Here is a 17,837-nt window from a genome sequence, read left to right as displayed (position 1 = left end):
GCCAGCCGATACTGCGGGCGCCGCTGCGCTAAGGGGTTGCTAATCTTTCCCCGCTTACGGAACACGGGGGAAAGGAAAGGGACTTGTCGGGCAAGATATCCGTCAAGCCGGAACATTTGCGTGCCGCGGCCCAGGCCGAGGACGCGATCGCCGACGAAATGAAGGAACCGAACCGGAAGGCGGTCTCCGAGTCGAAGGCCGCGGCCGGCTCGTTCAGCGGGTGGACGTTCTCCCAGGCCCTGCAGCAGGTGGCCGACAGCTGGAAGCCGTCACTGGACGGAATGGAAAAGCGGGCGAAAACAGGCGCCTCGAATCTGCGCGCCTGCGCCGACGGCCATGAATGGAACGACAAGGCGAGCGACCAGGAATTCGAGAAGGTCGGCGCTCAGGCTCGGTCCGCGCCGGCCGTGCGGCCCCCGGCCGCGTCCGGCAGCACGCCTTTCGGCTGAGCGCCGCCCGCGCATTCCACAGGTTCCATGACGGCGGTGCTCCGGCACCTTTTCACGGGGAACGACGAACATGAGCTCCGACTACACACGCCTGCTGAAGCAGGATTTCTCCGACTGCGAGGCGGCGGCGTCCGCCTGGCGCACCCTGGCCTCCCGTATGGACGGCTTCAACGACCGGCACCGCCAGAAGGTGACCGGCCCGCTGCACGCCGAGTGGGAGGGCGACGACGGCCGCGCCGCGCTCTTCTACCTGGAGGAGCTGGAGACCCGCTTCGGGATCGTACGCACCGAGGCGACGACCATCGCGGAGGTCATCAACCTCACCAAGCTGCGGATGGCCGAGGCCCAGAAGTCGCTGCGGGAGGCCGTCAAGGGGGCGGAGGCCGAGGGCTTCACGGTCCAGGACGACGGCAAGGTCGTCTCCCCCAAGGACCAGGGGGACCCGCCGGCCGACGAGAGCACGCAGGAGCTGGCCGACCGGCTCAGCCGCTCCAACCTGGTCGACGTCTACCAGCGGGAGATCGACATCGCCCTGGACACCGCCAGGGAGGCGAGCGACAAGGGCGTCAAGGGCCTCGCCGACCTCCAGGGCGACATCCTGGAGGGCAGCATCAGCATCAACGGCGCCGCGGCCAAGGTCCGCGACGACGTCGAAGCGGCGGCCAAGGGCGCGGACCAGGACCTGTGGACTCCGCACCCTCCGCAGGACCCCAAGGAGGCCGCCAAGTGGTGGGCCGACCTGCCGCAGACCCAGAAGGACTCCTACGCGGCGATGCACCCGGAGATCATCGGCAGGACCGACGGGCTGCCCACGACCGTGCGCGACGACGCCAACCGCCTCGCCCTGGAACGGGACCTGGCGGGGCTGGAGTTCGGCCCGGACGCCCAGGAACAGGGCCTGTCCAACGACGAGTACAACAAGAAGCTCAACAATCTGCAGCTGCTGCGGGACGAACTGGACAAGCGCGACGGCGCCACGGGCAACCGACAGCTCTACGTACTCGGCTTCGACGGCGGCGGCGACGGCAAGGCCATCCTCGCGATGGGCAATCCGGACACGGCCGACAACGTCGGTGTGCAGGTGCCGGGCACCGCGACCACCATGGAGTCCACGGGCGGGCAGCTGGAGCGGATCAGCAAGCTGCAGCGCTCGGCCGAGGCGGCCGACTCCCGGTCCACGACCTCCATGGTCTACTGGCTCGGGTACGACGCCCCCGAGATCCCGGTCACGGAAGCCGCCAGCCTCGGCGTCGCCGGAAAGGGGCGTGCCGAGGACGCCGCCCCCGATCTGCGGCATTTCACCCATGGCCTGCGGGCTTCGCACGACAGCGACCGGCCGCACAACCTCACCGTCCTGGGGCACAGTTACGGCACCACGGTCGTGGGGATCGCGGCGTCCGGCGACGGGGGGCTGGACGCGGACAACATCCTGTCGGTCGGAAGTCCCGGCATGGGCGTGGACAACGCCAAGGACCTCAATGTGGCGCCCGGGCATTTCTACACCGGAATCGCCGAGGACGATCCGATCCGGAATGTCACCGACCTGACCTTGGGCACGACGCCGAACAAGTCGGACTTCGGCGGCACCCGGTTCAAGGTGGACACCGAAGGCCACAGCGGCTATTGGGACGACAACAGCGAGAGCCTGCGCAATCAGGGCAGGATCATCGCGGGGATGCCCCCCAGCCGGCGGGTGGACAAGCCCCTGGTGCCGGTGGTCCCGGTGGCCCCGGGCGGTCCCGCCTTCGTCCAGTGAGGATGCGAGCCGTGCCGACCCGACGCCTGCGGACCCCCGCCCTGATCGTTTCGATCGCCCTTCTCACCGGAGCCTGTATGTCCCACGACGCCGACGACGTCAACAAGCCACTGCCCCGCAAGAGCCGCGAGGAGTCGCTGGCATGGGCCAAGCAGTACACCTCGGCCATGGCCCACTACGCCGGGGTGAAGGCCGCCGACGACCCCGCTCCCCGCGAGGACTTCGAGAACTGCGTGGGCAAGGGCGACGAGGTGGCCGACGACGGCCGGTACACCCTCACGTACACCGTCTATGCCAAGCTCCCCCAGGAGCAGCACATCCCGGCCGTCCGCAAGCTGCGCGAGGCGCTGGAGGGCAGTGGGGTCCGCGTCACCAGCTTCGACGAGATGCCGGCGAAGGATCCGGAGAAGAACGCCGTCATCATGTACGCGCGCAACGACAAGGAGCGGACCTTCCTCGTCGCCGACACCGTCAAGCCGGCCGGCACGCTGCGCCTGGAGGTCAGCACCCCCTGCTTCCTGCCGCCCGGCGCCGAGCAGCAGCAGTTCTGAGGGGCGGTACGGGGCCCGGGCGGGCTGGGCCCCGTACCGGCAGGAACGCGTCAAGAGGTTGGTAATCTTCCCCCGATTCAGTGGCACGGGGGAAAGGATGGCGCTCGGTGTCCGAAAAACTATCGGTGGAACCGGCCGCGCTGCGCACTGCGGCGGATGTGCAGGACGGCATAGCCGACGACATCAAGAAGCCGGACGACAAGGCGGTCGCGGACACCAAGGACGCGGCCGGGGCGGCGGAGGGCTGGTCGGTGGGGCCCGCGCTCCAGGAGGTCGCCGACAGCTGGAAGAAGGCCCTGGACGGTCTGCACGAGCGGCTGACGACCGGCGCGTGGCGGCTGCGGGAGACCGCCAAGAACCACGAGTGGGTCGACGACTGGGTCCAGCAGGACTTCGAGCACTTCGACCCGGACGCCCCGGTGATGGCGTCCGCGCCCGCGTCGGGCGGTCCCCGCCCGGCCGCCGTGGCCGCCGGTCCCGCCCGCTCCGACTCTCCCTTTGGATGACGGCCATGGCTTCGGACTACTCCCGCCTGCTCAAGCAGGACTTCTCGGACATGAAGGCCGCCGCCGCGTCCTGGCAGAAGGTCGCCGCGCAGATGGACACCGCCTACGACCGGCACCGGACCAAGGCCAGTGGTCCGCTGCACTCCTCCTGGGACGGCGACGACGGCAAGGCCGCGCTGCGCTTCATGGAGGACATCGAGTCGCGGCTCAACGTCGTGCGCACCGAGGCCATGTCCATCTCCTCGGTGATCGAGACGACCCGGTTCTGGATGGAGCAGGCGCAGACCGACCTGCGCAGTGCCGTCAAGGCCGCCGAGGCCGAGCAGTTCACGGTCGACGGCTCCGGCAAGGTGGTGCGTACGAGCCCGTGCGAGACGGACGCCGACCTCGAACAGGCCAACGTCGACCGGCACGAGCACTTCCAGGAGCGGGTCGACCAGGCGCTCAAGGACGCCCGCAAGGCCAGCGACGACGGCAAGAAGGCGCTGTCGGAGCTCAACGGCGACATCATGGACCGCAGGAACGCGACGTCCATGAGCGCGGAGGCCGGGTCGGACGCCCGCGAGGCCATGAAGGCCATCGGGGTGACCCAGGGGCCGCAGGTGCCCGAGGACCCCAAGGAGGCCGCCAAGTGGTGGCAGGCGCTGGACGAGAAGGAGCGCCTGGAGTACGCCACGCTCTACCCGGAGCAGATCGGCAAGGCCGACGGGCTGCCCACCGATGTGCGCGACAACGCCAACCGCCTGCTGCTGGAGCAGGAGCTGAGCTTCGCGGCGGGCAGCGACCAGTCCATCGACCAGATGGCACAGGAGAAGAAGAACCTCCAGTCGCTCAAGGACACCCTGGACAAGCGGGACGGCGCCACCGGCAACAAGCAGCTCTACCTGCTGGACTTCGACGGGTTCGAGGACGGCAAGGCCGTCATCGCGATGGGCAACCCGGACAAGGCCGACAACGTCGGGGTGCAGGTGCCGGGCACCGCCACCGACATGACCTCCACCGAGGGCCAGTTGGGGCGGATCGACAAGCTCCAGCGCTCCGCCGAGCGCGCCGATCCCTCCGCCAGCACCTCGATGGTCTACTGGCTGGGGTACGACGCGCCGGAGGTGCCGTCCACCGACGCGGCCAACCTGGCCGTGGCCGGCACCGGTCGGGCCGATGACGCGGCGCCGCACCTGCGGGACTTCACCCACGGGCTGCGCGCCTCGCACGAGGGCGACAAGCCCGCCAACCTCACCGTGATGGGCCACAGTTACGGCTCCACCGTGGTCGGCGCCGCGGCGGCCGGGGACGGCGGCCTGGCCGCGGACAACATCGCCGTCGTGGGCAGCCCCGGCCTGACCGTGAGCAACGCCGACAAGCTCAACATCGACCCCGACCACGTCTACGTCGGCCGCGCCGACGACGACCCCATCCACTGGGCGGCGGGGGCGACGCTGGGCGCCGACCCCACCAAGCAGCCTTTCGGCGGGCAGCAGTTCAAGGTGGACACCCACGGGCACAGCGGCTACTGGGACGAGTCGGACCAGCACGTCCCCAGCGAGAGCCTCGCCAACCAGGGCCGGATCATCGCGGGCCAGCGGCCGACCGAGGCGCCGCCCAAGCCGCCCGCGGGCGACCCGGACCGGCCCGACATCCCGATGGGCCCGCACCCGTAACCCGGCGCGCGGCCCCCTGGCCGGGGGCCGCGCCCGCTCAGCCGTATTCGTCCCCACCGCCCACCGGAGCCCCCGTGTCCCCGCAAGACCACCCCCGCCCGGACGACGAGATCAACAAGCCGCTGCCGCGCAAGAGCCGCGCGCACGCCCTGGCCTGGGCCAAGGAGTACACCTCGGCGATGGCCCACTTCGCCGGGGTGCGGCTGACCGAGCAGTACGGCCCGTACGAGGACTTCGAGACCTGTGTGGGCGCGGGCGGCGAGGTGGCCGACGACGAGCGCTACACCCTCACCTACACGGTGTACGCCGCGCACCCCCGCGATCAGCACATCGCCGCAACCCGCAGGCTGCGGGCGGCGCTTGAGAACAACGGCGTGCGCATCACCACGCTCACCGAGCGCCCCGAGACCCCCGAAGTCATCATGTACGCCTCCCACCCCACCGAAGGCTTCTTCCTGATCGCCGACACCTCCAAGCCCCCCAACACGCTGCGCCTGTCGGTCACCACGCCCTGCTTCCTGCCGCCCGGGGCACCTCAGCAGGAGTTCTGAGGGCGGCGCTTCGCGGGTGCGGCCGGGGAGGGTGAGGGCCCGAAAAAGGGCGTGAGGGTTGTCAGTGGTGACCCGTACTCTCGCTCGTGATGGCCGATATCGCGAGTACGACAGCCCCGTCCCCGTCCGCCCCCAGACACTCCGCCGTGCGCTCGCTGCTGCGCCTGTGGCCGTACGTACGGCCGGTGCGCGCACGGCTGTTGACCGCCGCGCTGGTCGCGGTGGTCGCGTCCTGCCTGGGGCTGGTCATCCCGCTCGTACTGAAGTGGATGGTGGACGGCCCGGTGGCCGGACGCGATCCGGCCGGGGTGTGGCTGGGCGGCGGTGTCCTGCTGCTGCTCGGGGTGGCCGAGGCGGTGCTGTTCGGGCTGCGGCGGTGGCTGGTGGCGCGGCCGCTGGCCGGGGTCGAGGCGTCGATGCGCGCCGCGCTGTACCGCCATGTGCAGCGCCTGCCGGTCTCCTTCCACGACCGCTGGGCCTCGGGGCAGTTGCTCTCCCGCGCCACGACCGACCTGCACTTCATCCGCCTCTTCCTGGCCTTTCCGCTCACCTTCCTGCTGGTCAACGGCACCACGATCGTGGTCGGTTTCGTGATCCTGCTGGGACAGCGGTGGTCGCTGGGGCTGGTGCTGCTCGCGCCGCTCGTACCGCTGATGGTGCTGTGCTCCGTCTTCGAGGCGAAGTACGCGCTGGCCGCGCGCCGGGCCCAGGACCAGGTGGGCGACCTGACCACGGTGGTGGAGGAGTCGGTCCTGGGCATCCGCATCATCAAGGGCTTCGGCCGGCACCGCGCCCAGGCCCGCGCCTTCAAGGCGCTGACCCACCGGGTCCGCGGCACCGAACTGCACAAGGCGCGGCTGCTCGCCATGATCTGGTGCGTGATCACCGTCCTGCCGGAGGCGGCCATCGGCGCCGCGCTGGTGCTGGGGACGATCCAGGTGGCCGACGGCGGCCTGTCGGCCGGCACGCTGGTGGCGTTCTTGTCCACCGCGCTGGCGCTGCGCTGGCCGGTGGAGTCCATCGGCTTCCTGCTGGCGATGAGCAACGAGTCGGCGACGGCCACCGACCGCTTCTTCGAGGTGATGGACGAGCCGGCCGCGGACGCGCGGGACACACCGCCCGCCGCCGCCGGCGCGCGCGTACCGTCACCCGCCACCGGTGACGCGCCGCGCGCCGCCCGCCCCAAGGACGGACTCGCCTTCGAGGGCGTCCACTTCCGCTATCCCGACGCGCCCGCCGGCGCCCCGCCCGCCCTGCGCGGCATCGACCTGCACATCCGGCCCGGCGAGACCATGGCCCTGGTGGGCGCCACCGGCAGCGGCAAGACCACCCTGACCGCGCTGGTGCCGCGCCTGTACGACCCCACCGGCGGCCGGATCACCCTGGACGGCCAAGACATCACCGCCCTGCCCCGCGACGAGCTGCGCACCCTGGTGGCCGTCGCCTTCGAGGACCCGACCCTCTTCTCCGCGACCGCCGCCGAGAACGTCCTGATGGGCGGCGAGGGGCTCGGCGAGCGGGATCTCATACGGGCGCTGGAGGTCGCCCAGGCCGACGGCTTCGTCGGCGCCCTGCCCCAGGGGCCCGGCACCCAGGTCGGCGAGCAGGGGCTGAGCCTGTCCGGCGGCCAGCGCCAGCGCCTGGCCCTGGCCCGCGCCGTGGTCGGCCGCCCCCGCTTCCTGATCCTGGACGACCCGCTCTCCGCCCTGGACGTGCACACCGAAGCCCTGGTCGAGGCCGCCCTGCGCCAGGTGCTGGCCACCACCACCGCCCTGGTCGTGGCCCACCGCCCGTCCACCGTCCTGCTGGCCGACCGGGTGGCGCTGCTGTCCGGCGGCCGCATCACCGCCGTGGGCACCCACCACGAACTCCTGCGTGAGAGCGCCGAGTACGCCGCCCTGATGTCCGCAGACCCGGCACAGCGGCCGGCCCGCGAGAAGGAGGCCCGATGACCACCACCGCCACCGAGGCCACGGGCCCGGCAGAGAAGCACAAGAAGCAGCCGCCCCAACAGCCCTCCCCCGCCGACCCGTTCGACCAGGACCTGCTGCCCACCCCCAAGGGCGCCTCCCGCTCCCTGCTGGCCTCGCTGCTGCGCCCGCGCGGCCGCCGCGCGGGGGTGGCCGCGGTCCTGCTCCTCCTCCAGCAGGCCGCCGTGCAGGCGGGCCCGCTGCTGGTCGCCTACGCCATCGACAGCGCCGTACCCGCCCTGCGCGCCCACGACTTCGGCCCGCTGATCGCCGTGGCGGCCGGCTATCTGCTGTGCTCGCTGGCCTCCGGCGGCCTCCAGTACGCCTTCATCCGCCTGAGCGCCCGCGTCAGCCAGGACGTCCTGCTGGACCTGCGGGGCCGCATCTTCCGCCACGGCCAGGACCTGAGCGTCGACTTCCACGAGCGCTACACCTCGGGCCGGCTCATCTCCCGCACCACCACCGACGTCGAGTCGCTGCGCGAACTGCTGGACGAAGGGCTGCAGGAGCTGCTGACCGTCATCCTCTCCACGGTCTACATCACCGCGATGCTGCTGTATCTGGACTGGAGCCTGGGCGCGCTGGCCGTCGTCTCCGCGGCCCCCCTGGCGCTGCTCGTACGCTCCTTCCAGCGCCGCTCCATGCGCGCCTACCGCCTGAAGTCCACGGCCACCGCCGCCGTCATCGTGAAGTTCGCCGAGACCGTCAACGGCATCCGCCCGGTGCAGGCCTTCCGCCGCGAGCGGCCCAACGAGAAGGCGTTCGCCGAGCTCAACCACCGCCATGAGCGGCTCAACGGCGACGCGATCCTGGAGATGGCCCGCTATGTCGTCTCCTCGCGCCTGGTCGCCAATGTCGCGGTGGCCGGCATCGTGCTGTGGGGCGCCTACCGGGTCGCCACCGGCGGACTGGCGCTGGGCGTGCTGGCCGCGGCCGTGCTGTACCTGCGCCGCCTGTACGACCCCATCGACCGGCTGGGGATGTTCCTCAACTCCTATCAGGCGGCGGCCGCTTCACTGGAGAAGATCGCCGGGCTGCTGGCGCAGCGCCCCACCGTGCCCGAGCCCGCCTCCCCCGTGCCGCTGCCCGCGCCGCGCGGCGAGCGGCCCGGCCGGGAGGTCACCTTCAGCGGCGTGCGCTTCGCCTACCGCACCGGCGGCGAGATCCTGCCGCGCTTCGACCTGACGCTGCCCGCCGGGCAGACCGTCGCCGTCGTGGGCTCCACCGGCGCCGGCAAGTCCACCCTGGCCAAGCTGCTGGCCCGCTTCTACGACCCCACCGAGGGCCGGGTCCTGCTGGACGGCGTGGATCTGCGCGAGCTGTCCACCGCCGACCTGCGCCGGGGCGTGGTCATGGTCACCCAGGAGGCGTTCCTCTTCTCGGGCACGGTCGCCGACAACATCGCCATCGGCCGCCCCGAGGCGAGCCGCGCGGAGATAGAGCAGGCCGCGAAGGCCATCGGCGCCCACGACTTCATCACCGCCCTGCCCGACGGCTATGACACCGACGTCCGCAAGCGCGGCGGCCGGATCTCCGCGGGCCAGCGCCAACTGGTGGCCTTCGCCCGCGCCCTGCTGGCCGACCCGGCCGTACTGATCCTGGACGAGGCCACCTCCTCCCTGGACATCCCCGGCGAACGCGCCGTCCAGCACGCCATGACCACCGTCCTGCAGGGCCGCACGGCCGTGGTCATCGCCCACCGCCTGTCCACGGTGGAGATCGCCGACCGCGTCCTGGTCATGGCCGACGGCCGCGTCATCGAGGACGGCCCGCCGGGCGAACTGATCACCGCGGACGGCCACTACGCCGGCCTGCACCGCACGTGGCGGGAGAGCGTGCGGTGAGCGCGGGGTGCGCGAGGCGGCGGACCGCCCCGCGCACCGTTTCCTGAGGCGCGCAAGGGGTTACGGCACGATCCTCAGCAGCTTGTTCGGGGAGCCGGGGCCCGGGTTGGGGATGGCGCCGACGGTGGCCCCGTCGCTCAGGGCCTTGGAGACCTGTGCGGGCGTGGCGGCCGGGTGCCCGGCGAGGTAGACCGCGGCGGCGCCCGCCACGTGCGCGGTGGCCGCCGAGGTGCCGGAGAGGACGCCGGCCGCGTCGTCGGCGGTGTTCCAGGCGCCCGTGATACCGACGCCCGGCGCGAACAGGTCCACCCGCGGGCCGTAGTTGGAGGAGTCGGCCCGGGCGTCGGAGCTGTTCGTGGCGCCGACCGTGATCGCCTCCGGCACCCTGCCGGGCGAGTAGCGCCCCGCGTCCGACCCCGACTGTCCGGCGGCCACCGAGTACGTCAGCCCGGCCGCGATCGAGTTGCGTACCGCGGTGTCCAGCAGCGGGTCGGGGCCGCCGCCCAGGGACAGGTTGGCCACCGAGGGGCCCTGGTGGTTGCGGGTGGCCCAGTCGATGCCCGCGATCACCTGCGAGGTGGTGCCGGAGCCGTTGTCGTCCAGCACCCGCACCGCGACCACCTTCGCCCGCTTGGCGACGCCGAAGGCGCTGCCCGCGGCCGTCGACGCCACATGCGTGCCGTGCCCGTTGCCGTCCTGGGCGGTGTGGTCGCCGTCCACCGCGTCGTAGCCGTAGGTGGCGCGCCCGCCGAAGTCGCGGTGGCCGACCCGTACGCCGGTGTCGATCACGTAGACGGTGGTCCCGTACCCCGCCGAGTCCGGATAGGAGTACTTCGCGTCCAGCGGCAGCCGCGCCTGGTCGATCCGGTCCAGGCCCCAGGAGGGCGGGTTGTACTGGGTGCCCAGCGCCCGCACCCTGCGGTCCTGGAACACCTTGTCCACGGCCGGGTCGGCGGCGAGCCGCCGGGCCTGCGCCGGGGAGATCTGTACGGCGTAGCCGTTGAGGGCGTCGGTGTAGGTCCGCCGTACGGTCCCGCCGTACTCCGAGATCACCCTTCTGCCGTGCCGGGAGGCCGACTTGAGGCCGGAGTCCGATGCGAGTGTGACGATGTAGCTGCCGTCGATCGCGTCCTTGGCGCCGGAGTTGACGACGGCTTCTTCGGGGGGTGCCGCATGGGCGGGTAGTGCCGCTACGGCACCCAGCGCCGCGGCCACGGCGATCGCCGCCGCCATCTTCTTGGTACGCATCACTGCCATCGCGAGGGGTCCTCCTCGATCGGTGGTGCACGTGGTGGTGCGCAGGGAGCGGGCAGCGGTTCACGCCGACCGCCGGGCCACAGCCTCTCGGGACGGCCTGCCCCGATCAAGGCTTCCGGGAAGTTGTCACATGCGTGCCATGTACCGGCAACACCCCTCGCACGCACCACACTTGACGAACTTTCGCCAGCCGTCCCCCAAACCCAACCACCCCCCAAACGTCCGTAATACGAACCACATCGCCCACTCAACGGACGTTTTCCAGCCAACTTGTTGACGGTTGCCTGACAACAACCCACCGCCGGTGGCACTCTTCCCCGCAGCCAACGCACGGCCCCCACAGATCAACGCCGTACGACAGGCACCACAACGCACGTGCACGTCTCCCCCCACACCCCCCTGTCGCGCAGCGGCTGGCCCTGGGAGATCGACTTTCCCGAGGGCTGGCCGGGAGCGCAGGGGGAGGCTCCAACAGTTCTGCCTCGCTCTGCCCGATCGGCCAGTGGGCCGACCGGTCCCCCTCGGTCGCGCTGCACCGCGTCGCGGCCACCGCAGAAGGAGTCAGTGTGAGACGCACCCCCCATGGAAGCCGCCGCAGACGCGCCATAGCGACCGGTGCGGCGGTAGCCGCCGCCGCGATGCTCTCGGTCGGTGTCCAGGCCGGCGCCAGCACCGCGGCCGTCCCCAAGGGCGACACGATCCTCGCCAAACCGGACCCGGGCGCACTGCCCGTGAAGCTGTCCCCGTCCCAGCGTGCGGAGCTGATCCGGGACGCCAGTGCCACCACCGCCGAGACGGCCAAGAAGCTCAACCTCGGCTCCCAGGAGAAGCTGCTGGTCCGGGACGTCACCAAGGACGCCGACGGCACCCTGCACACCCGCTACGAGCGCACCTACGCCGGACTCCCGGTCCTCGGCGGCGACTTGATCGTCCACGAGGCCGGGAGCGGCAAGGTCGAGGGCGTCACCAAAGCGGTGAAGTCCCAGATCAAGGTGCCCAGTACGACGCCGAAGATCGCCCCCGCGACCGCCGAGACCAAGGCCGTGAAGTCGGCGCAGGCGCAGGGTTCCAAGAAGGCCGACGCCGCCAAGGACCCGCGGAAGGTCATCTGGGTCGCCGAGGGCAAGCCGCTGCTGGCGTTCGAGACCGTGGTCGGCGGTCTGCAGCACGACGGCACGCCCAACGAGCTGCACGTGATCACGGACGCCACGACCGGCGAGAAGCTGTACGAGTACCAGGCCGTCGAGAACGGCACCGGCAACACCCAGTACAGCGGCCAGGTCACCCTGGGCACCGCCCCGTCGTACACGCTGACGGACACCACCCGCGGCAACCACAAGACCAACAACCTCAACCGCGGTACGTCCGGCACCGGCACCCTCTTCCAGGGCCCGGACGACATCTGGGGTGACGGCACCCCGCAGAACGCCGAGACCGCGGGCGCCGACGCCCACTACGGCGCGGCCCTGACCTGGGACTACTACAAGAACGTGCACGGCCGCAGCGGCATCCGCGGCGACGGCGTCGGCGCGTACAGCCGGGTCCACTACGGCAACAACTACGTCAACGCGTTCTGGACGGACTCCTGCTTCTGCATGACCTACGGCGACGGGCAGGGCAACGCCAAGCCGCTGACCTCCATCGACGTGGCGGCGCACGAGATGACGCACGGCGTCACCTCCGCCACCGCCAAGCTGGTGTACGCCAACGAGTCGGGCGGCCTGAACGAGGGCACCTCCGACATCTTCGCCGCGGCCGTGGAGTTCAACGCCAACAACCCCAAGGACCCGGGCGACTACCTGGTCGGCGAGAAGATCGACATCAACGGCAACGGCACCCCGCTGCGCTACATGGACAAGCCCAGCAAGGACGGCCGCTCGCAGGACTACTGGAACTCCAACACCAAGAACCTGGACCCGCACTACTCCTCGGGCGTGGCCAACCACTTCTTCTACCTGCTGGCCGAGGGCAGCGGGCAGAAGGAGATCAACGGCGTCAAGTACGACAGCCCCACCTACGACAACCTGCCGGTGCCGGGCATCGGGCGGGCCAACGCCGAGAAGATCTGGTTCAAGGCCCTGGTGCAGTACCTGAGCGCCAACAGCACCTACGCCGACGCGCGCACCGCCACGCTGAACGCCGCCCGTGACCTCTTCGGCCAGGGCAGCGCGACGTACAACACGGTCGCCAACACCTGGGCGGCGGTCAACGTCGGCGCCCGCGTGCCGGACACCGGGGTCTCCGTCACCAGCCCCGGCAACCAGACCAGCACCGTCAACCAGCCGGCCAGCCTGCAGATCAAGGCGACCAGCACCAACCCGGGTGCGCTCAAGTACGCCGCGAGCGGGCTGCCCGCCGGTCTGGCGATCAACGCCGACACCGGGCTGATCTCCGGTACCCCGACGGCCGCCGGCACCAGCAGTGTGACGGTCACGGTCACCGACTCGGCGAACAAGACCGGCACCACCAGCTTCACCTGGACCGTCAACCCGGCCGGTGGCGGCAATGTCTTCGAGAACACCGACGACGTGCCGGTCCCGGACGCGGGTGCCGCGGTCACCTCGCCGATCAACGTCAACCGCGCGGGCAACGCCCCCAGCGGTCTGAAGGTCGACGTCGACATCGTGCACACCTACCGCGGTGACCTGGTCGTCGACCTGGTGGCCCCGGACGGCACGGCGTACCGGCTGAAGAACTCCAGCGCGTTCGACTCGGACGCCAATGTGAAGGAGTCCTACACCGTCAACGCCTCCAGCGAGGCCGCGAACGGCACCTGGAAGCTGCGGGTGCAGGACGTCTACTCGCAGGACACCGGCTACATCAACAGCTGGAAGCTCACCTTCTGATCCGGCTGAAAACCGTCCTGCGCACCAACTGAAGAGCTGAACCCCGGCGTTGGGCGTCGCTTCCCGAAGCGGCGCCCCCCCCCCCCCCCCCCCCCCCCCCCCCCCCCCCCCCCCCCCCCCCCCCCCGCGTTGTGCTACCACCGTTCGGCTCCGCTATCCGGACATTGATCTTCTCTGTACGGACGATTTCCGGCCAACCTGCGGACACCATCCTGACATGCACGCGTTCGAAATGGCAGGCTTCCCCCCGCACGTCACACCCGCATCGCTTTGCACCCCCACCACGTGGCTGATGCGCCACTTGGCAAAGTTGAAGGAGCACGCGTGACCTTCCGCATTTCCCGTACGTCCAGAATTGCCGGAATATCCGTTGCCGCCGCGGCACTCCTCGCCGCCGGCATCACCGCCGGAACGGCCGGCGCGGCCCCCGTACAGGCCGAAAAGGGCTCCTCGCCCGTCAAGCTGACCGCCTCGCACCGCGCCGAGCTGCTGCGCGACGCGGACACGACGAAGGCCAACACCGCGCGGGCCATCGGCCTCGGCGCGCAGGAGAAGCTCGTCGTCCGCGATGTCATCAAGGACGCCGACGGGACCACCCACACCCGTTACGAGCGCACCTACCAGGGCCTGCCCGTCCTCGGCGGCGACCTGATCGTCCACCAGGCCGAGGACGGCGCCGTCAAGAGCACCACCAAGGCGACCAAGGCCGACGTCAAGGTGGCCTCCACCGAGGCCAAGATCGCCCCCGGGGCCGCCGCGAAGTCCGCCAAGGGCACCGCGGTGAAGTCCCTGGGCGCCAAGCAGGCCGACTCCCAGATGCCCCGCAAGGTCGTCTGGGCCGCCTCCGGCAAGCCCGTCCTCGCGTACGACACGATCGTCAACAGCGTGAAGAAGGACGGCACGCCCAGCAAGCTGCACGTCATCACCGACGCCAACACCGGCAAGAAGCTGTTCAGTTACGACACCATCCACACCGGTAAGGGCGAGAGCCAGTACAGCGGCCCCGTCGACCTGGGCACCGCCAAGGACGGCAACGGCTTCACGCTGACCGACGGCGACCGCGGCGGCCACCGCACCACCAACCTGGCCAACGGCGAGTCCGGCGAGGGCAAGGCCTTCACCGACGAGGACGACAAGTGGGGCACCGGCAAGGCCGACGACCCGCAGACCGCGGCCGTCGACGCCCACTACGGCGCCGCGCTGACCTGGGACTACTACAAGAACGTGCACGGCCGCAGCGGCATCCGCGGCGACGGCAAGGGCGCGTACTCCCGGGTCCACTACGGCGACAACTACGTCAACGCCTTCTGGGACGACGACTGCTTCTGCATGACCTACGGCGACGGCCAGGGCAACAAGGCCCCGCTGACCTCGATCGACGTCGCGGCCCACGAGATGACCCACGGTGTCACCTCCGCCACCGCCAACCTCGTCTACAGCGGCGAGTCCGGCGGCCTGAACGAGGGCACCTCGGACATCTTCGCCACCGCCGTGGAGTTCAACGCCAAGAACCCCAAGGACCCGGGCGACTACCTCATCGGCGAGAAGATCGACATCAACGGTGACGGTACGCCGCTGCGCTACATGGACAAGCCCAGCAAGGACGGCCAGTCGCAGGACAACTGGGACGAGAAGACCAGTGGCCTGGACCCGCACTACTCCTCGGGCATCGCCAACCACTTCTTCTACCTGCTGTCCGAGGGCAGCGGGCAGAAGGAGATCGACGGCGTGAAGTACGACAGCCCGACCGCCGACGGCAAGAAGGTCGAGGGCATCGGCCGGGACAAGGCCGAGAAGATCTGGTTCAAGGCCCTGACGACCTACATGACCTCCAACACCGACTACAAGGGTGCGCGGGAGGCAACCGTCAAGGCCGCCACCGACCTCTTCGGCAAGGACGGCGCCGAGGTCAAGGGCGTCGAGGCGGCCTGGAGCGGCGTCAACGTCAAGTGATCCGAGGCCCACGCCCCGGGGTAGCGTGACCCCATGACCGGGCGGTATCCGGAGAGTGCCCCGAGCTCCCTCCGGATACCGCCTTTTCACATGGGCGGCCGGACCGGTCCGTCACCAGGACGAAGGGGGCCGCATGATCCGCGTGCTGCTGGCCGACGACGAGAAGATGGTCAGGGCGGGTGTGGCGGCCATCCTCGCCGCCGACCCCGGCATCGAGGTCGTCGCCCAGGCCGCCGACGGGCGCGAGGCCATCGACCTGGCCCTGGCACACCGCCCCGACGTCTGCCTCCTGGACATCCGGATGCCCCGCCTGGACGGCCTCCAGGCGGCGGCCGAACTGCGCACCCTGCTCCCGCAGAGCGCCACGGTCATGCTGACGACGTTCTCCGAGGACGAGTACATCGCGGGCGCCCTGGGCTCCGGCGCCGCGGGCTTTCTGCTCAAGTCAGGCGATCCGCGCGAACTGCTGGCGGGGATACGGGCGGTCGCCGAGGGCGGCGCGTACCTCTCCCCCGTCGTGGCCCGCCGCGTCCTGACCCAGCTGGGCACCGCGCGCCTGGGCAAGGGCGCCGCGGCCCGCGCCCGCCTGCGGGAGCTGACCGAGCGGGAGCGCGAGGTGCTGGCGCTGGTCGGCGCCGGGCTGACCAACGCCGAGATCGCCCGGCGGCTGAGCGTCGTCGAGGGCACGGTCAAGGCGTACGTCAGCGCGATCCTGGCCCGGCTCGGCCTGCGCAACCGCGTACAGGCGGCGATCCTGGCGTACGAGGCGGGCCTGGTCGAGGAGAACTGACGTGCCCCGCAAGGGGCGCGGGGCGGTGTTGATGTGCGGCTCCGCCGCGCGGGCGCGACCGGCCGCCACGGGTCTTACGGTTTGATGACCGGCCTGCCCGGCGAAGCGCCCGCGCGCGGCCGATCGGCGAAGCTGTCCGTATGCGCGAACGGTGCTACGACCTCGGACTCTGGCTGGTGCTGTGCGCCGCGCCCCTGGCCTACGCGGCCGCCTCCCTGGACGGGCGGGCCCTGTGGGTGGCGCTGGCCGCGCTGCCGCTGCTGGGCGCGGCGGCCCTGCTGAGCCGGCGGCTGCCGCTGGCGGCGCTCGCCGTCCCCGTCGTGCTGAGCCTGGCCACGACCGTGGAGATGGCCGCCCCGGCCTACCTGCCCGCGCTGGCGGTCCTGGCCTATCTCTGCGGCCGGCGCCTGGACCGCGCCCGCCCGGCGCTGTGGTTCTTCGCCGCCGTGACGGCGGCCGGACTGCCCCTGGCCCTCGCCCTCACCCACGACCTGTGGCCCTGGTTCTCCCAGCTGGCGACGCTGCTGTTCGCCGTGGTGCTGCCGTGGCTGCTGGGCCGCTACCGCCGCCAGTACGCCGAACTGGTCGCCGCGGGCTGGCGGCTCGCCGAGCGCATGGAGGACGAGCAGCAGGCCGTGGCCGACCGTACGCGGCTGCGCGAGCGGGCCCGTATCGCGGGCGATATGCACGACTCCCTCGGCCACGACCTCACGCTCATCGCGCTGCGGGCCGGGGCGCTGGAGGTCGATCCGCGCCTGGACGCGGCCCAGCAGGCGGCGATCGGCGAGCTGCGGCAGGCCGCGGGCGCGGCGACCGAGCGGCTGCGGGAGATCGTCGGGGTGCTGCGGGAGGACGGCGCACCGGCACCCCGTACCCCGTCGGGCGCGCAGGAGAGTGTGACGGCGCTGGTGGCGGGCGCGCGCGCCTCCGGGCTCGCGGTCTCCTTCGCCGACGCGGGGGCCGCCGAGGCGGACCTGGTGCGCGGGCTGCCGCCGATGGCCGCGGCCGCGGTGCACCGCCTCGTGCAGGAGGGGCTGACCAACGCCGCCAAGCACGCGCCGGGCGCCGCGGTCGAGGTGCGTCTGGCGCGGGAGGCCGAGGGCGAGCTGTCCGTCTGCGTGGTGAACGGCCCGCCGCCCGGCGAGGGACCGCTGCCCGGCCTGGCCTCCGGCGGCAGCGGCCTGGTCGGGCTGGAGGAGCGGGTACGGCTGGCGGGCGGCGAGCTGCGCACCGGGGCGATACCCGAGGGCGGCTTCGCGCTGACGGCTCGGCTGCCGACCGCCGCGGACGCCGCGCCGCGCACCGCCCCCTACCGCCAGCAGACCACCTCCGCGCGGGAGTTGGCCAGGGCGCAGCAGCAGGTGCGGCGGCGCCTGGTCCACACCGTCGCCGTGCCCCTCGCGCTCACCGCCGCGCTGCTCCTGCTGATGGGCGGCTTCGCGCTGGTCAGCAACGCCTGGCCGGTCCTGGAGCGGGAGACCTACGACCGGATGGCCGTCGGGCAGACCCGCGCGTCCGTCGAGGCGCTGCTGCCGTACTTCGACCTGGACGACCTCGGCGAGCTCCCCGACGCCGCCCCGCCCGCGCCGCACGGCCAGGACTGCCGCTACTACCGCACCGCCCCGTACGGCGACTCCGCCTACCGCCTCTGCTTCCACGGCGACCGCCTGGCCTCCAAGGAGGTCCTCGCCGAGCACGACGGCTGA

General features: G+C 71.4%; 13 protein-coding genes. 12 read left to right on the top strand and 1 reads right to left on the bottom strand.

Features of this window, described 5'->3' with window-relative positions:
• The first annotated feature begins 83 nt into the window (after positions 1-83).
• From AC4IJH_RS02565 to AC4IJH_RS02530, 8 genes are all read left to right on the top strand, one after another.
• Positions 84-449, top strand: a complete 366-nt coding sequence (locus AC4IJH_RS02565; RefSeq protein ID WP_490849799.1) for a type VII secretion target — start codon at positions 84-86, stop codon at positions 447-449.
• Positions 450-519: 70 nt separating this feature from the next.
• Complete coding sequence (locus AC4IJH_RS02560; RefSeq protein ID WP_490849798.1) at positions 520-2,205, top strand: alpha/beta hydrolase; 1,686 nt, start codon at positions 520-522, stop codon at positions 2,203-2,205.
• An 11-nt stretch (positions 2,206-2,216) separates the two neighbouring features.
• Positions 2,217-2,756: a hypothetical protein gene (locus AC4IJH_RS02555; protein ID WP_490849797.1), complete on the top strand. Its 540-nt coding sequence runs from the start codon at positions 2,217-2,219 to the stop codon at positions 2,754-2,756.
• A gap of 107 nt (positions 2,757-2,863) precedes the next feature.
• Positions 2,864-3,262, top strand: a complete 399-nt coding sequence (locus AC4IJH_RS02550; protein WP_490849796.1) for a type VII secretion target — start codon at positions 2,864-2,866, stop codon at positions 3,260-3,262.
• A 5-nt stretch (positions 3,263-3,267) separates the two neighbouring features.
• Positions 3,268-4,920 carry an alpha/beta hydrolase gene (locus AC4IJH_RS02545; RefSeq protein ID WP_490849795.1) on the top strand — a complete coding sequence of 551 codons (1,653 nt, stop codon included), beginning with the start codon at positions 3,268-3,270 and terminating at the stop codon, positions 4,918-4,920.
• A gap of 74 nt (positions 4,921-4,994) precedes the next feature.
• The gene (locus tag AC4IJH_RS02540; RefSeq protein ID WP_490849794.1) at positions 4,995-5,471 is read left to right on the top strand and encodes a hypothetical protein; all 477 of its coding nucleotides are present in this window, start codon (positions 4,995-4,997) and stop codon (positions 5,469-5,471) included.
• 89 nt (positions 5,472-5,560) lie between these two features.
• Positions 5,561-7,423 (top strand): ABC transporter ATP-binding protein, encoded by a 1,863-nt coding sequence (locus tag AC4IJH_RS02535; protein ID WP_490849793.1) that lies wholly within the window; start codon positions 5,561-5,563, stop codon positions 7,421-7,423.
• Positions 7,420-9,285 carry an ABC transporter ATP-binding protein gene (locus tag AC4IJH_RS02530; RefSeq protein WP_490849792.1) on the top strand — a complete coding sequence of 622 codons (1,866 nt, stop codon included), beginning with the start codon at positions 7,420-7,422 and terminating at the stop codon, positions 9,283-9,285. The genes AC4IJH_RS02535 and AC4IJH_RS02530 overlap by 4 nt, the downstream gene beginning before the upstream one ends.
• A gap of 60 nt (positions 9,286-9,345) precedes the next feature.
• On the opposite strand, the gene AC4IJH_RS02525 is transcribed toward AC4IJH_RS02530, so the two are convergent.
• Positions 9,346-10,542 (bottom strand): S8 family peptidase, encoded by a 1,197-nt coding sequence (locus AC4IJH_RS02525; protein ID WP_490849791.1) that lies wholly within the window; start codon positions 10,540-10,542, stop codon positions 9,346-9,348.
• A gap of 566 nt (positions 10,543-11,108) precedes the next feature.
• Here AC4IJH_RS02525 and AC4IJH_RS02520 point away from each other — a divergent pair.
• From AC4IJH_RS02520 to AC4IJH_RS02505, 4 genes are all read left to right on the top strand, one after another.
• Positions 11,109-13,388: a M4 family metallopeptidase gene (locus AC4IJH_RS02520; protein WP_490849790.1), complete on the top strand. Its 2,280-nt coding sequence runs from the start codon at positions 11,109-11,111 to the stop codon at positions 13,386-13,388.
• 324 nt (positions 13,389-13,712) lie between these two features.
• On the top strand, positions 13,713-15,341 hold the full coding sequence (locus AC4IJH_RS02515) for a M4 family metallopeptidase (protein ID WP_490849789.1): 1,629 nt from the start codon (positions 13,713-13,715) through the stop codon (positions 15,339-15,341).
• Between the two features lie 133 nt (positions 15,342-15,474).
• The gene (locus AC4IJH_RS02510; RefSeq protein WP_490849788.1) at positions 15,475-16,131 is read left to right on the top strand and encodes a response regulator; all 657 of its coding nucleotides are present in this window, start codon (positions 15,475-15,477) and stop codon (positions 16,129-16,131) included.
• A 140-nt stretch (positions 16,132-16,271) separates the two neighbouring features.
• Positions 16,272-17,837: a sensor histidine kinase gene (locus AC4IJH_RS02505; protein WP_490849787.1), complete on the top strand. Its 1,566-nt coding sequence runs from the start codon at positions 16,272-16,274 to the stop codon at positions 17,835-17,837.

This window comes from Streptomyces sp. UF-297 (genome assembly GCF_058245575.1).
The sequence above is the reverse complement of the archived record's forward strand: the minus strand, read 5'-3'. Positions and strand labels throughout refer to the sequence as shown.